At 64.2% G+C, this 15,153-nt stretch carries 14 protein-coding genes and 1 tRNA gene; 10 read left to right on the plus strand and 5 right to left on the minus strand.

The window, feature by feature from the left end; genetic code table 11:
- Positions 1 to 26 precede the first annotated feature (26 nt).
- Positions 27 to 482, minus strand: coding sequence for a GatB/YqeY domain-containing protein (locus tag AB7531_RS37280; protein ID WP_028150679.1), 456 nt, complete (start codon positions 480 to 482; stop codon positions 27 to 29).
- A gap of 33 nt (positions 483 to 515) precedes the next feature.
- Entirely contained in the window at positions 516 to 1,244 is a 729-nt protein-coding gene (locus AB7531_RS37285; RefSeq protein ID WP_063985500.1) for an alpha/beta fold hydrolase, read from the minus strand.
- Positions 1,245 to 1,390: 146 nt separating this feature from the next.
- Between AB7531_RS37285 and carA the strand changes: the two genes are divergently transcribed.
- Positions 1,391 to 2,581, plus strand: a complete 1,191-nt coding sequence (gene carA / locus AB7531_RS37290; protein ID WP_063985501.1) for a glutamine-hydrolyzing carbamoyl-phosphate synthase small subunit — start codon at positions 1,391 to 1,393, stop codon at positions 2,579 to 2,581.
- Positions 2,582 to 2,736: 155 nt separating this feature from the next.
- Positions 2,737 to 3,264: a cupin domain-containing protein gene (locus AB7531_RS37295; protein ID WP_063985502.1), complete on the plus strand. Its 528-nt coding sequence runs from the start codon at positions 2,737 to 2,739 to the stop codon at positions 3,262 to 3,264.
- Between the two features lie 123 nt (positions 3,265 to 3,387).
- Here AB7531_RS37295 and AB7531_RS37300 read toward each other — a convergent pair whose 3' ends face one another.
- Positions 3,388 to 3,912 (minus strand): Dps family protein, encoded by a 525-nt coding sequence (locus AB7531_RS37300; RefSeq protein ID WP_063985503.1) that lies wholly within the window; start codon positions 3,910 to 3,912, stop codon positions 3,388 to 3,390.
- A gap of 115 nt (positions 3,913 to 4,027) precedes the next feature.
- Between AB7531_RS37300 and AB7531_RS37305 the strand changes: the two genes are divergently transcribed.
- Positions 4,028 to 4,729 carry a class I SAM-dependent methyltransferase gene (locus AB7531_RS37305; RefSeq protein ID WP_231143628.1) on the plus strand — a complete coding sequence of 234 codons (702 nt, stop codon included), beginning with the start codon at positions 4,028 to 4,030 and terminating at the stop codon, positions 4,727 to 4,729.
- 54 nt (positions 4,730 to 4,783) lie between these two features.
- Positions 4,784 to 4,859, plus strand: a tRNA-OTHER gene (locus tag AB7531_RS37310).
- A 132-nt stretch (positions 4,860 to 4,991) separates the two neighbouring features.
- Here AB7531_RS37310 and AB7531_RS37315 read toward each other — a convergent pair.
- Positions 4,992 to 5,363: an ArsR/SmtB family transcription factor gene (locus AB7531_RS37315; protein WP_028150674.1), complete on the minus strand. Its 372-nt coding sequence runs from the start codon at positions 5,361 to 5,363 to the stop codon at positions 4,992 to 4,994.
- A gap of 112 nt (positions 5,364 to 5,475) precedes the next feature.
- On the opposite strand from AB7531_RS37315, the gene AB7531_RS37320 reads away from it, so the two are divergent.
- From AB7531_RS37320 to greA, 3 genes are all read left to right on the plus strand, one after another.
- Positions 5,476 to 6,645, plus strand: a complete 1,170-nt coding sequence (locus AB7531_RS37320) for an MFS transporter (protein WP_063985504.1) — start codon at positions 5,476 to 5,478, stop codon at positions 6,643 to 6,645.
- 144 nt (positions 6,646 to 6,789) lie between these two features.
- A complete protein-coding gene (gene carB, locus AB7531_RS37325; protein ID WP_063985505.1) occupies positions 6,790 to 10,254 on the plus strand; it encodes a carbamoyl-phosphate synthase large subunit in 3,465 nt (1,154 codons plus the stop codon).
- A gap of 210 nt (positions 10,255 to 10,464) precedes the next feature.
- Positions 10,465 to 10,938 (plus strand): transcription elongation factor GreA, encoded by a 474-nt coding sequence (gene greA, locus AB7531_RS37330; protein WP_063985506.1) that lies wholly within the window; start codon positions 10,465 to 10,467, stop codon positions 10,936 to 10,938.
- 119 nt (positions 10,939 to 11,057) lie between these two features.
- Here greA and AB7531_RS37335 read toward each other — a convergent pair whose 3' ends face one another.
- On the minus strand, positions 11,058 to 11,537 hold the full coding sequence (locus tag AB7531_RS37335) for an Lrp/AsnC family transcriptional regulator (RefSeq protein ID WP_028150670.1): 480 nt from the start codon (positions 11,535 to 11,537) through the stop codon (positions 11,058 to 11,060).
- Between the two features lie 265 nt (positions 11,538 to 11,802).
- Here AB7531_RS37335 and trxB point away from each other — a divergent pair, with 265 nt between their 5' ends.
- From trxB to AB7531_RS37350, 3 genes are all read left to right on the plus strand, one after another.
- Positions 11,803 to 12,768: a thioredoxin-disulfide reductase gene (gene trxB / locus AB7531_RS37340; RefSeq protein ID WP_063985507.1), complete on the plus strand. Its 966-nt coding sequence runs from the start codon at positions 11,803 to 11,805 to the stop codon at positions 12,766 to 12,768.
- A 5-nt stretch (positions 12,769 to 12,773) separates the two neighbouring features.
- A complete protein-coding gene (locus AB7531_RS37345; RefSeq protein WP_027534296.1) occupies positions 12,774 to 13,697 on the plus strand; it encodes a LysR family transcriptional regulator in 924 nt (307 codons plus the stop codon).
- A gap of 463 nt (positions 13,698 to 14,160) precedes the next feature.
- Positions 14,161 to 15,069, plus strand: coding sequence for a 4-hydroxy-tetrahydrodipicolinate synthase family protein (locus AB7531_RS37350; RefSeq protein WP_063985508.1), 909 nt, complete (start codon positions 14,161 to 14,163; stop codon positions 15,067 to 15,069).
- Positions 15,070 to 15,153 lie beyond the last annotated feature (84 nt).

Here is a 15,153-nt window from a genome sequence, read left to right on the forward strand (position 1 = left end):
TCTCCCCTTGCGGGAGAGGGAAGAAGCTAGCCTGTCAGCGCCGCCTTCACCAGGCCGCTGGCCTTGCCGAAATCCATCTGACCGGCGTACTTCGCGCGCAACACCGCGATCACCTTGCCCATGTCCTTCATGCCGGCTGCGCCCGTCTCGGCGATCGCATCCGCGATCGCCTTCTTGACCTCGTCGTCCGACATCTGCTTCGGCAGATAGGCCGAGATCACCGCGATCTCCTCGCGCTCCTGGGCGGCGAGTTCGGCACGGCCGCCCTTGTCGTAGAGCTCGACCGACTCCTGGCGCTGCTTGATCATCTTCTGAAACACACCGAGCAGGTCGGCGTCCGACAGCGGCGGCTTGCCGTTGCCGCGCGCCTCGATGTCGGCGTTCTTGATGGTCGAGTTGACCATGCGCAGGGTGGACAGCTTGCGCTCGTCCTTGGCCTTCATGGCCTCCTTGACCGCGTTGTTGATGTCGTCGCGCAGCATGATCGTGATCCCTTCGAATATCCGACGCCTGATCTAGGCCGTTCGCGGCCCTGAGACAACCGGGGCGGCCAGCCATTCGACCAGCGCCCGCGTCGTCGCCCCGGGCTGCTCCGGCTGCGGCAGGTGCCCGCAACGCTCGAGGATCACCAGTCTCGCGCCCGCTATGCCCTCCGCCATCTCCTTGGAGAACGCGTTCGGAATCGTGTTGTCCTGATCGCCTGTCAGCACCAGCGTCGGGCATTTGATCGTCGCCAGCGTCGGCCGTGAATCCACCCGCGCAATGATCGCGGTCTGCTGCCGCAGATAGCCTTCGACCCCGACGTCCTCGCCCTGCTCATGCACGAGCTTTCGAATGCCGACATCGTCGCGGCGCGAGGGATGCACCAGCTCCGGAAACATCTCCTCGCGCGCCGCGCTCAGCTCGCCGCGCCTGGCCCGTTCCATCAGGCCGCGGCGGCGCGCGGTCGCTTCCGGTGTATCGGGCCGGGCCTGGGTGTTGATCAGCGCGAGCTTCAAAACCCGCTCGGGCGCCTGGCGCATGATCTCGAGCGCGATATAGCCGCCCATGGAGTGGCCGGCGAGCGCAAAGCGCGGCGGGGCCTCGCTCAGCACGCGCCGGGCGATCGCCGCTATGCTGTCGTCGCGGATATGGTTGGCAATCATCACCGGGCCGAACCGCCAGAGCGCGGGGACCACCGGGGCGTAGATCCGGGCCGAAGAGGCCAACCCCGGAACCAGCAGAAGCGGGGTGGTCTGGTCCATTATTGCCTCGCAAGCCCGGGAAATTGGCGGAAATTATTCTGCCAAGCTTAAGTGCCTGAGGAGACCTGTCAAATATGCAAAAACGCATGTGAATCGGCGCTCGTCCGCTTTGACGGCGGCGCCGGCCCGGACTATGAACCGGGCTCATGACACAACATGACAACGATACCGCCTGGCCGGACCATAAACCGACCGCGCTCCTCGTGCTCGCCGATGGCACGGTGCTCGAAGGCTTCGGTCTCGGCGCCGAAGGCCATGCCGTCGGTGAAGTCTGCTTCAACACCGCGATGACCGGCTATGAGGAGATCCTCACCGATCCCTCCTATGCCGGCCAGCTCATCACCTTCACCTTCCCGCATATCGGCAATGTCGGTACCAACGAGGAAGACATCGAGACGGTGAACATGGCCGCGACGCCCGGCGCGCGCGGCGTGATCCTGCGCACCGCGATCACCGATCCCTCGAACTACCGCGCCACCAAGCATCTCGACGCCTGGCTCAAGGCCCGCGGCATCATCGGCCTGTCCGGCATCGACACCCGCGCATTGACCGCGCTGATCCGCAGCAAGGGCATGCCCAACGCCGTGATCGCGCATGCCAGGAACGGCGAGTTCGACCTGCATGGCATGAAGGAAGAAGCGCGCGAATGGCCGGGCCTCGAGGGCATGGACCTCGTGCCGATGGTCACCTCGGGCCAGCGCTTCACCTGGGACGAGACGCCCTGGCTGTGGGACAAGGGTTTTGGCCGCCAGGACAAGCCGGAGTTCAACGTCGTCGCCATCGACTACGGCATCAAGCGCAACATCCTGCGCCTGCTCGCCGGCGTCGGCTGCAAGGTGACGGTGGTGCCGGCGACGACCTCATCGGAAGACATTCTGGCGATGAAGCCGGACGGCGTGTTCCTGTCCAACGGCCCCGGCGATCCGGCCGCGACGGGCAAATACGCGGTGCCGGTGATCCGGGACGTGATCAAGTCGGGCACGCCGACCTTCGGCATCTGCCTCGGCCACCAGATGCTCGGCCTCGCCGTCGGCGCCAAGACCAAGAAGATGCATCAGGGCCATCACGGCGCCAATCATCCCGTGAAGGACGAGACCACCGGCAAGGTCGAGATCACCTCGATGAACCACGGTTTTGCGGTGGACGAGGCGACGCTGCCGAAGGGCGCGACGCAGACCCACATCTCGCTGTTCGACGGCTCCAATTGCGGCATCCAGCTCGACGGCAAGCCGGTGTTCTCGGTGCAGTACCACCCCGAGGCCTCTCCAGGCCCGCGCGACTCGCACTATCTGTTCCAGCGCTTCGCGGATCTGATGCGGCAGAAGAAGAGCGCGTAACGCCGGCTCTCCTGCAATTGCCTTGACGACATCGAGCCCGGGCCTTGACCCGGGCTCTTGTCATTCCGGGCTCGACGCTGCGGTTCGCCCGGACGCAAGGAACGTCGTCTCACGCCCCTCGTTGATTCCTGCTACGCTCACGCAGGAGCCCTGCCATGTCCGTTGTCCGCGACAATGCCGAGCCACGCGCCATCGTGTTCGAAGATGACGGGCTCGTGCCGAACAACATCCTTCCCTTCCTGGTCTATCGGGGTGCGGTGAAGCTCGATTCCAGGCGTCCCGAGGCGACCATCGAAAACCTGTTCGAAGCGAATAGCTGGGGCGGCACGTGGCGCAACGGTGTCTACGACTATCTGCACTATCACGCGACGGTGCATGAGGTGCTCGGCGTCGCGCGCGGAAGTGCCCGCGTCCGCTTCGGCGGCGATCATGGCCAGGAGCTGGAGATCAAGGCAGGCGACGTCGCGATCCTGCCTGCCGGCACGGGGCATCAGTGCATCAGGGCGAGCGACGATTTCTGCATCATCGGCGCCTATCCGCCGGGATCGAAGATGGTGGTGACGCGGGCAACTCCGGAGAACCACGCCAGGGCACTGAAGACGATTCCCGAGGTCGCGCTGCCGCCGGCCGATCCGGTGACGGGCAAGAACGGGGCGTTGATGAGGCTGTGGAGCCGGCCATAAGCGCGACGCCGTAGGGGGGGCAAAGCGGAGCGTGCCCACCAATCAGTTCAAGCCGCAAGGATAGATGGTGGGCACGGCGCGCAAGAAGCGCGCCTTTGCCCACCCTACGCAGTCGCGTACCCCCTACGCCTCGTTGCCACCCTCCTGGCGGGTGGCCTCGAACAGGAACCACGTCCGGCGCTCGGTCTCGTCGATGAAGTTTTCGAGGATGCTGGCGCTGGCGACATCGCCGGCGTCGTCGCAGACCTCGTGTGCCTTGCGCATCGCGCTCGCGACGTGCTTGTTGTCCTGCATCAGCTCGCGCAGCATCTCGCGTGGCGGGACGTAGTCCTCGTTGTTGTCCTTGATGGTCTGGAGTTTGGCGACCTGGCCGATCGACTTCAGCGTGGTGCCGCCGATCTTGCGGACGCGTTCGGCGAGCTGGTCGGTGGTGGCGAAGATCTGGTCGGACTGCTCGTCGAGCAGCAGATGATAGTCGCGGAAATGCCGGCCGCTGATGTGCCAGTGGAAATTCTTGGTCTTCAGATAGAGCGCGAACGCATCAGCCAAAAGCACGTTGAGCGCCTCAGAGACCTTCTTGACCCCATCGGGCGACAGATCGGTGGGGGTATCGAGATCGGGCGAGACCTTGGTGGGGGCTTTGCTCACGGGAAACCTTCCTGTTAGGACGCGGACATTGACGGCGCGCCGTCGCACCCCTAACGCAAGGCGGGCAGCGCCGGTTCCTTGACAGGAACCGTTTGGCCGGGACCTACGAAATACCATGGACGATTGGATCGATTATTACGACTCCACGCATACGATCTATGTCAGCAAGCTGCATCGCGACTTGCACTTCCAGATCATCGCGCGGGACATCATCGGCTACATCTCATCGCCCGAGGCGACCGTGCTCGACTATGCCTGCGGCGAGGCGCTGTCGGCGAGCCAGGTGGCCGCGGCCTGCGGCAAGCTGATTCTCGCCGAGCCCGCCCCCGGCGTGCGTGGCCGGCTGATCGCGCGATTTGCCCCGAACACCAGGATCCGCGTCCGCTCCCTCGACGACGTCCGCAAAATGCAGGACCAGTCGATCGACCTCGCGGTGATGAACTCGGTCGCGCAATACATGACGCCGGACGAGCTCGATGCCGCGCTTGTGAACATCCGGCGATTGCTGACCCCATCCGGCAAGCTCGTGCTCGGAGATATCTTGCAGCCCAATGTCGGCATGTTCAGGGATGTGATGGCGCTGCTCAGCTTCGGCCTGCGTCACGGCTTCCTGAAGGACGCGCTGATCGGGCTGATCAGCACCGCGCTGTCAGATTACCGTCATCTGCGCACGCGCATCGGGCTCCAGCGCTATAGCGAGGACGAGATCGTCGCCAAGCTGACCGCGGCCGGCTTCGCTGTCCAGCGCGCCCACACCAATATCGGCCATAATCGCTGGCGCATGACCTTCATCGCGCGGCCGCCTCTGGTCCGTTAAGCATAATGACTGCCCGAGGTGGCTTGTCACACGCCGATAGGTAAAGATCGTCGCGGCCCGGTGGCGGAAGCGTCTACGCGAGGGCGGTGCAACGCTCTTCATCCTGGTTCAAATCCAGGCCGGGTCTCCAGCCTTCGCTGGCTCCGCCAGCTTCGGCTAGGCAAGCCGTATCGTGCGAAGGCTGCCTCGGCGAAGCCCGAAGGGCGAAGACGGGCACGCTTCGACGGACCGCCCAAAGCGAATTCTCGAAAACTCGCAAACTTCAATCCACTTCAACCGTTTCGCACTCCGACAGCAGCTGTAGCCGGTCGGCATCCTTGGCTGCGGAGCTGAGGACAGCATCGAGCAGCCCCGGAAAGCGTGCGTCCAGATCCTCGCGGCGGAGCCGCATGAAGCGGTTGGTGCCCGCCACGCGCGTCAGCATCAGGCCGCATTCGCGCAGCTTGGCGAAATGGTAGGCGAGGTTGGATTTGCCGGAAAGGCCGCTGAAGTCGCCACAGCAGAGTTCGCTGCTGACACGTTCCTGCTGGGCGAGCTGATAGACGATGGCCAACCGGATCGGATCGCTCAGGCAATCCAGAACCATCGGCAGCTCGATCTGCTCGCGGGTGGGATGAAGGGGCGTGCGGCTCATGGTCTGGAATCATAGCAAACTGACCGTGATGTTCAATAGTTCTTGAACCAATTGACTTCTTAGCCTTTGCATTCAATAGTTCAATAAACGTTGAACATAGGGATATCGTCCAATGAGCGTGTTCTGGCTGGCTCTCGCGGCCTTCGCGATTGGTACGGAAGGCTTTGTCATTGCAGGGCTTTTGCCATCGATCGCCAGCGATCTTTCGATTTCCGTCCCGGCCGCCGGCCAATTGGTCACCGCCTACGCCCTCACCTATGCGGTGGGTTCGCCGATCCTGGCGGTGACGCTGAACAATATCGACCGCCGCACCGTGCTGGCCCTGGCGCTATCGACCTTCATTGCCGGAAATCTCGTCGCGATGGTGGCTTCCAGCTACGCCCTGCTGCTGGCCTCCCGCATGCTGATGGCGCTGGGCTCCGGACTGTGCATGCCGACGGCGCTCGCCGTATCGGTGGCGGTCGCCGCGCCCGAACGGCGCGGCCGCGCGGTGGCGCTGGTCACCTCGGGCCTCACGATTGCAACCGTGATCGGCGTCCCGCTCGGCAATCTCGTCGGCAGCCTGCTCGGATGGCGCGCGACCTTTGCCATGGTGGCCCTGATCGGCGCGGTTGCGCTTGCCGGCCTGCTGCTTGGCCTGCCCCGCGGCCTGCCGCGCAACACCGCCTCGCTCAGCGAACGGCTGGCAGTGGCGCGTCACAGCAATGTCGTGATCGCGCTGCTGATCACCATCTTATGGGCGCTCGGCGGCTTCACCGTGTTCACCTATTTCGCGGTCCCGCTGCGCGGCCTCGGCTTCGACGCCGCGCAGATCAGCCTCGCGCTGCTGGTGTTCGGCGGCGCCGCCGCCATCGGGAACATGCTGGGCGGTGTCCTGGCCGACCGGCTCGGGACTCTCGCCACCGCAGGCCTCGGGCTCGCCGGCATGGCGAGCGCCCTGATCCTGCATTCGCTGGTCCTGAAGTTGATGCCTGGACAGGCGCATTATGCGGTGCTGGGCGCGATCTTCCTCTGGGGCATCTCGGGCTGGGCGTTCTATCCGGCCCAGGTCGCTAGCATCATCCGGATCGAGCCGCAGGCCTCGATGATCGCACTCTCGCTCAACGCCTCCGCCATGTATCTCGGCTTTGCCATCGGCGGGGCCCTGGGTGGCGCGGTGCTGGCCACCCTTTCGCCTACTGATCTTGGCTGGATCGGCGGATCGAGCGTTGCGGCCTCGCTGCTGGTGCATCTCGCCCGTGGCTGGCAGGCACGGCCAAAACCCGTCAAAATTGCCGGTTGATGGGCGTTTTTCGGGGTTTCGCCGCCCCGAAAACTGGTCTAAGACCCACCCGCGCGCGAGGGGAGACCCCGCGCTCTCGGCTCAAGGGGACGCGCGGCAAGCGCGCCCTTTTTTTGTGCCCAAAATCCACTTCGGCGAGAGTTGATGCCCAAACGTACAGACATCACCACCATCCTGATCATCGGCGCTGGTCCCATCGTGATCGGCCAGGCCTGCGAGTTCGACTATTCGGGCACGCAAGCGGTGAAGACGCTGAAGGAAGAGGGCTATCGCATCGTCCTCGTCAATTCCAATCCGGCCACCATCATGACCGATCCGGAATTGGCCGATGCGACCTATATCGAGCCGATCACGCCCGAGATCGTCGCAAAAATCATCGAGAAGGAACGTCACGTCATTCCCGGCGGCTTCGCGCTGCTGCCGACCATGGGCGGACAGACCGCGCTGAACTGCGCGCTGTCGCTGCGCCGGCAGGGCACGCTGGAAAAGTTCGATGTCGAGATGATCGGCGCGACCGCGGATGCGATCGACAAGGCGGAAGACCGTCAGCTGTTCCGCGAGGCCATGACCAAGATTGGACTTGAGACGCCAAAGTCGCGGCTCGCCAACGCGTCCGAGTTGAAGAAGTCCTTCCGCGACAAGCACCGGGCCGAACGCGAGAAGCTGTCGGGTGCCGCCCTCGAGGAACACGAACGGCAATGGGTGCTCGGCGAAAGCGACCGCCGCAAGCGCTACCAGGAATATGCGCTCGGCCAGGCGCTGATGGCGCTGTCCGAGATCGGCCTGCCCGCGATCATCCGTCCCTCCTTCACGATGGGCGGCACCGGCGGCGGCATCGCCTACAACAAGGAAGAATTCCTCGACATCATCGAGCGCGGCCTCGATGCGTCTCCGACCAACGAAGTGCTGATCGAAGAATCCGTGCTCGGCTGGAAAGAGTACGAGATGGAGGTCGTGCGCGACAAGAAAGACAATTGCATCATCGTCTGCTCGATCGAGAACCTCGATCCGATGGGTGTGCACACGGGCGACTCCATCACGGTCGCGCCGGCGCTGACGCTGACCGACAAGGAATACCAGATCATGCGCGACGCCTCGCTGGCGGTGCTGCGCGAGATCGGCGTCGAGACCGGCGGCTCCAACGTGCAGTTCGGCGTCAATCCCGAAGACGGCCGCATGGTCGTGATCGAGATGAATCCGCGCGTGTCGCGGTCGTCCGCACTGGCCTCCAAGGCCACCGGCTTCCCGATCGCCAAGGTCGCCGCCAAGCTCGCGGTCGGCTACACGCTGGACGAGATCGCCAACGACATCACCGGCGGCGCGACGCCGGCCTCGTTCGAGCCGACCATCGACTACGTCGTCACCAAGATTCCGCGCTTCGCCTTCGAGAAATTCCCGGGCGCGTCGACCACGCTGACCACGTCGATGAAGTCGGTCGGCGAAGTGATGGCGATCGGCCGTACCTTCCAGGAGAGCCTGCAGAAGGCGCTGCGCGGACTCGAGACCGGCCTGACCGGGCTCGACGAGATCGAGATCGAGGGGCTAGGCCAGCACGACGACAAGAACGCGATCCGCGCCGCGCTCGGCACGCCGACGCCGAACCGGCTGCTCCAGGTCGCCCAGGCCATGCGACTCGGCTGGTCGAACGAGGACATCTTCAACTCCTGCAAGATCGATCCGTGGTTCCTCAGCGAGATGCGCGGCATCGTCGACATGGAGGAGAAGGTCCGGAAGAACGGCCTGCCGGGCAACGCCTTCGGCATGCGCACGCTCAAAGCCATGGGCTTCTCCGATGCGCGGCTCGCCGTGCTGGTGGCGTCGACGGAGGCCGAGGTGACAGCGAAGCGCCACGCGCTCGACGTCCGCCCGGTGTACAAGCGCATCGACACTTGCGCGGCCGAGTTCGCCTCGCCCACCGCCTACATGTATTCGACCTATGAGGCGCTGTTTGCGGGCGCGCCTGCGGACGAGAGCTCGCCGTCGGACAAGAAGAAGGTCATCATCCTCGGCGGCGGGCCCAATCGTATCGGCCAGGGCATCGAGTTCGACTATTGCTGCTGTCACGCCTGCTTCGCACTGCATGACGCCGGCTACGAATCCATCATGGTCAACTGCAACCCCGAGACGGTGTCGACCGACTACGACACCGCCGACCGGCTCTATTTCGAGCCGCTCACCGCCGAGGACATGCTGGAGATCATCGCGAAGGAGCGCACCAACGGCACGCTGCACGGCGTGATCGTGCAGTTCGGCGGCCAGACCCCGCTGAAGCTGGCGCGCGCGCTGGAAGCCGCCGAAGTGCCGATCCTCGGCACCTCGCCCGACGCCATCGACCTTGCCGAAGACCGCGACCGCTTCAAGCGCGTGCTCGACAAGCTCCGGCTGAAGCAGCCGAAGAACGGCATCGCCTATTCGGTCGAGCAGGCGCGCCTGGTCGCAACCGATCTCGGCCTGCCGCTGGTGGTGCGCCCGTCCTACGTACTCGGCGGCCGCGCGATGCAGATCATCCGCGAGGAGAACCAGCTCAGCGACTATTTGCTCGGCACACTGCCAGAGCTGGTGCCGGCCGACGTCAAGGCGCGCTACCCGAACGACAAGACCGGGCAGATCAACACCGTGCTCGGCAAGAACCCGCTGCTGTTCGACCGCTATCTGTCCGATGCAACGGAGATCGACGTCGACTGCCTCTGCGACGGCAAGGACACTTTCATCGTCGGCATCATGGAGCACATCGAGGAAGCCGGCATCCATTCCGGTGACAGCGCCTGCTCGCTGCCGCCGCACTCGCTCGACGCCAGGATGATCGAGGAGCTGGAGCGGCAGACGCGTGAGCTGGCGCTCGGCCTCGACGTCGTCGGCCTGATGAATGTGCAGTACGCGATCAAGGACGGCGAGATCTACGTGCTCGAAGTCAATCCGCGCGCCTCGCGCACGGTGCCCTTCGTCGCCAAGGTGGTCGGCACGCCGGTCGCCAAGATCGCAGCGCGCATCATGGCCGGCGAGAAGCTCGCCGACTTCAAGCTGAAGAAGGCGGACTTCAAGCATGTCGGTGTGAAGGAATCGGTGTTTCCGTTCGCCCGCTTCCCCGGCGTCGACACGGTGCTCGGCCCCGAGATGCGCTCGACCGGCGAGGTGATGGGCATCGACAGCTCCTTCGCGATAGCCTTTGCCAAGAGTCAGCTCGGCGGCGGCACGCGGGTGCCGCGCAAGGGCACGGTGTTCGTCTCGGTTCGCGAGAGCGACAAGACGCGCATCGCCGAGGCCGTTCGCGAATTGCATTCGCTCGGCTTCAAGGTGCTGGCGACATCGGGCACGGCGCGCTTCCTGACCGATCAGGGCATCCCGACCGAGAGGGTCAACAAGGTGCTTGAGGGACGGCCGCACATCGTCGATGCCATCACCAATGGCGACGTCCAGCTCGTCCTCAACACTACCGAGGGCCCGCAGGCGCTCGCCGACAGCCGCTCGCTGCGGCGCGCGGCCCTCTTGCATAAAGTGCCGTATTACACCACTCTTTCCGGGGCCGTGGCGGCCGCGCAGGGCATCCGCGCCTATCTGGGCGGGGACCTTGAGGTTCGTACCCTGCAGAGCTACTTTTCGGAAACCTGATCGCTAGCAACGGCGACGCTTCCGCTAAGTGACTGGCAATGAAGCCACAATGGCCGGAGGAACTGTCCGGCCGTTGTGGTTGTTCTGTTCCGGCGCCAGACCCACATAACCGTTCCGGTGGCCGTATACTCAGCCCCGGAAGTACTGACGAATCAAGGTTGCCGCGCCCTGTGTCTTGCCGGGGCGCGCGGCCGAAGGACGAGAGAAGAGATGGAAAAGGTTCCGATGACAGCGGGCGGCTTTGCCGCGCTCGGAGAAGAATTGAAGAGGCGCCAGTCCGAGGACCGTCCGCGCATCATCGAGCATATTGCGGAAGCGCGCTCGCACGGCGACCTGTCGGAGAACGCGGAATATCATGCCGCGAAGGAAGAGCAGTCCCACAATGAGGGCCGCATCGCCGAGCTCGAGGACAAGCTCGCGCGCGCCGACATCATCGATATTTCCAAGCTGTCCGGCGACACCATCAAGTTCGGCGCCACTGTGACGCTGGTCGACGAGGACACCGAGAAGAAGACGGTGTGGCAGATCGTCGGCGAGGTCGAGGCCGACGCCAAGAAGGGCCGCATCTCCATCACCTCGCCGCTCGCGCGCGCGCTGATCGGCAAGAAGAAGGGTTCAACCGTCGAGGTCAACGCCCCCGGCGGCGCCAAGGCGTATGAGATCACCAAGGTAGAGTGGCGGTAAGGATTTGCCGCTAAGCGTGATGATGTTTTGAAAAGGCCGCGCCCTGCGCGGCCTTTTTGTTTCGGGGTATTGCGAGGGCCGTGTGCCTCTCCCCGCAAGAACCGGGAGAGGGAGAAGGCTTACCTTCTCCCCTTCACATCAAGCGGCACGGCCGCCTCGTATTTCGAATTATGCAGCACCAGCGACGTGCGCACGTTACGCACATGGGGTGCGGCGGTGAGGTGCGTCACGAAATCCTGGAAGGTGGCCATGTCCGGCGCGACGCATTTCAGGATGAAATCGACCTCGCCCGACAGCATCCAGCATTCCCGCACCAGGGGCTCGGCACGGACGAACTCCTCGAAGGCGCGCAAATCCGCCTCGGCCTGGCTGGACAGGTGCACGGCGGCGAACACAGTGACGTCGAAGCCGAGCTTGCGGGCGTCGAGCAGGCCGCGATAGCCGTGGATATAGCCCTCCTCCTCCAGCGCGCGGACGCGGCGGAGGCAGGGTGGCGGCGAGATGCCGACGCGCTTGGCCAGCTCGACATTCGTGATTCGACCGTCGGCCTGGACCTCGGTGAGAATTTTCAGGTCGATCTCGTCTAGGTTCCGCGACACGTGATTGGAACTCCTGGCCTTTGCGGCTGTATTGGTGGATTTGACGCAATCCTCATAGCCAGTCCGCAGCAATTGCGCAATTTTATTGCGCGTGCAGCGCAATCGACTTTTGTTCCCTGTTGGAAAAATCCGCCGACAGGGAATGCAATTCTTGCATAGCTCACCAGAAGGCTTAGATTAGCTCTGATATTTCAGCGCTTCCGCGACGCCTCCCGGCACGTTCCGCACCCGCGCTGCAGATCCCCCGTGAAAGGCGTCCGTCAAAATGTCTGCCACTGTTCATGCAAAGGTCGTCATTATTGGCTCCGGCCCCGCCGGCTACACGGCGGCGATCTACGCCGCGCGCGCAATGCTTGAGCCGATCCTGATCCAGGGGATCCAGGCGGGCGGCCAGCTCACCATCACCACCGACGTCGAGAACTATCCGGGCTTCGCCGACGTGATCCAGGGCCCCTGGCTGATGGAGCAGATGGAGAAGCAGGCGGTCCATGTCGGCACCAAGATCGTCTCCGACCTGGTCACCAAGCTGGAGACTATGCAGCGGCCGTTCCGCCTCACCTGCGACAGCGGCGACGTCTATCTCGCCGACAGCGTCATCCTTGCCACCGGCGCGCAAGCGCGCTGGCTCGGGCTCCCGTCGGAAACGAAATTCCAGGGCGGCGGCGTGTCGGCCTGCGCCACCTGCGACGGCTTCTTCTACCGCAACAAGGAAGTCGTGGTGGTCGGCGGCGGCAATACCGCGGTCGAGGAAGCCCTGTACCTCACCAACCATGCCTCGCAGGTCACCATCGTGCATCGTCGCGATCACTTCCGCGCCGAACGCATCCTGCAGGAGCGTCTGTTCAAGCACCCGAAGATCAAGGTGGTCTGGGACTCGGCTGTCGACGAGATCTGCGGCACCGAGAACCCGAACAAGGTCACCCATGTCCGCCTCAAGAACGTCAAGACCGGCGCGCTCACGAACGTGAAGACCGACGGTGTCTTCATCGCCATTGGACACGCGCCGGCGACCGAGCTCGTGAAGGACCAGGTCAAGCTGAAACGGTCGGGCTATGTCGAGGTTGCCCCGAACTCGACCGCCACCTCGGTGCCCGGCCTGTTCGCCGCCGGCGACGTCGCCGATGAGACCTATCGCCAAGCCGTGACGGCTGCCGGCCTCGGCTGCATGGCAGCTCTCGAAGCCGAACGTTTCCTGGCCCTGCGCGCCAGCGAGCGCGCTGCAGCGGAATAAAGATCATGCCTCGAACACGCGACGGATTTACGGATATGGATTGGGACAAGCTGAAGGTGTTTCACGCGGCGGCGGAAGCGGGCAGCTTCACGCATGCGGGCGAGCAGCTCGGCCTGTCGCAATCGGCGGTCTCACGCCAGGTCTCGGCACTGGAGCAGGAGCTCTCGGTCTCGCTGTTCCACCGCCACGCCCGCGGCCTGATCCTCACCGAGCAGGGCGACCTGCTCTTCCGCACCGCGCATGACGTGTTCATGCAGCTGCAGGCGGCGCGCGCCAAGCTGACCGACAGCCGCGAGCGGCCGAGCGGCGACCTCAAGATTACCACCACGCCCGGCGTCGGCATCAACTGGCTGATCCCGCGGCTCGGCGAATTCACTGCGCTCTATCCGGAGATCCGGATCTCGCTGATCGTCACCGACGAGGAGCTCGACCTGTCGATGCGCGAAGCGGACGTCGCGATCCGCACCCGCAAGCCGACGCAGCCGGATCTCATCCAGCGCAAGCTGTTCGCGATGGGCTTCCACGCCTATTGCTCGCCGGATTACATCAAGCGCTTCGGCACGCCGCGCACGCTCGAGGAGCTCGACTCCCACCGCATCATCACGCTCTCCGACGGCAACTTCGCGCCGCATCTTCAGAACCGCAACTGGCTGGTCGAAGCCGGCCGCAACGGCTCTGGTCCGCGCGAGGCCTATTTCAGAGTGAACAACATCCTCGGCCTCGTCCGCGCCTGTCAGCAAGGCCTCGGCATCGCGGCGCTGCCGGATTATCTGATCGAGGAACAGAGCCGCCTGGTGCAGCTGTTCGGAGAATCGGATTCGATCCAGCTCGACACTTATTTCGTCTATCCCGAGGAGTTGAAGACGGTCGCGCGCGTGCAGGTGTTCCGCGACTTCGTGGTGAGCAAGGCGCAGCGCTGGCCTTCCTGATTTCCGCATGTCTGACATGCGACCTGAACGGTTGCTGCATGGCGCTCGTCGAGCCCATAATGTTTCCACGCTGAGCCTTCGCGTTGCGCATTTGTCCCCCTCCTCCAGTGGCGCGGGAGTTCAGTAATCCCTCTTGGAAGGTGATTGTGTCGGCCTCACGTGGCCAATACCTTAAGCCGGGCTCGCTTGAGCCCGGCTTTTTTTCTGTCCCATTCTGGTTTCACGTTCCGCGTGTATTGACAGTTCCACGTACACCCCGCATCATTTGCGAATGATCACGAAGTCGTGCGCAATCTCGTTCAAGGCAGTCGCCTCGAAAAAAGGCCCCCATCCGGGGACCTCGGATTTTTGCGCGCGCTAACACAGCTTCGTCATCGCTAGCAAATCCCGAAACCCCGCCGCCTGGACGGGGTTTTTTCATGTGCCCTCCGTCTCAGGTTTTTTCCCGAGAAGGAGATGGAACATGACCGGTCTACAAGATCATTTGCACGGACTCTGGCTGCCGCTGGTGACGCCGTTTCGCGACGGCGCTATCGACGAGAGGTCGTTGCGGCGGCTGACGCGACATTACAGCGGACAGGCCGTCGACGGCTTCATCCTGGGGGCGACCTCCGGCGAGGGCATGACGCTGCGCGAGGTCGAGCTCGAGCGTCTCGTCGCCATCGTGCGCGACGAGATGGCGACGGAGCGCCGCAGCATTCCGATCTGCCTCGGACTGTCGGGCGCGGACACTTCGCGGCTGAAGGAACGCCTCGACGAGACCGCGGACTGGCCGATCGACGGTTATCTGATCGCGAGCCCCTATTATGTGCGGCCGTCGCAGCGCGGGCTCCTGGCTCATTTCGAAGCCCTTGCCGATCACGCGGCGTGGCCGATCGCGCTCTACAACATCCCCTATCGCACCTCGGTGAACATCACCAACCAGACGCTGCTGCGGCTTGCCGAACATCGGAACATCGTCGGGCTGAAGGATTGCGGCGCGAACCGCGATCAATCCATCGCGCTCCTGCGCGACAGGCCGAAGGGCTTTCGCGTGCTCACCGGCGAGGATGCGAACTACCTTGAGGCGCTCACCGACGGCGCCGACGGAGGCATCGTGCTATCCGCCCATGTCGAGACCGCGACGTTTGCGGCCGTGTATGCCGAGGTGAAGCGAGGCAACCACGACGCGGCGCAGGCGCGCTGGCACGAGGTCGCCGAGCTGACGCGCCTGTTGTTCACCGAGCCGAGCCCGGCGCCGGCGAAGTACTGGCTGTGGCGGTGCGGCCTGATCGACAGCCCCGAAGTGCGCCTGCCAATGGTGGAAGTGAGCAGCGAGCTCGCAGCCCAGATCGACCGCGAGATCGAGCGACGGATGAAAGTCGCCGCGTAGCGCCTCCGCTTCCTCTCTTCACACGCACGCCGCCACCCCCTTCTCCCCGTGCGGGAGAGGGAAGGCAGCGTCGTGTCCGCTCGA

Origin of the sequence: Bradyrhizobium sp. 63_E2_N1_3 (assembly GCF_052076005.1) — a bacterium.
Lineage (GTDB): Bacteria > Pseudomonadota > Alphaproteobacteria > Rhizobiales > Xanthobacteraceae > Bradyrhizobium > Bradyrhizobium barranii.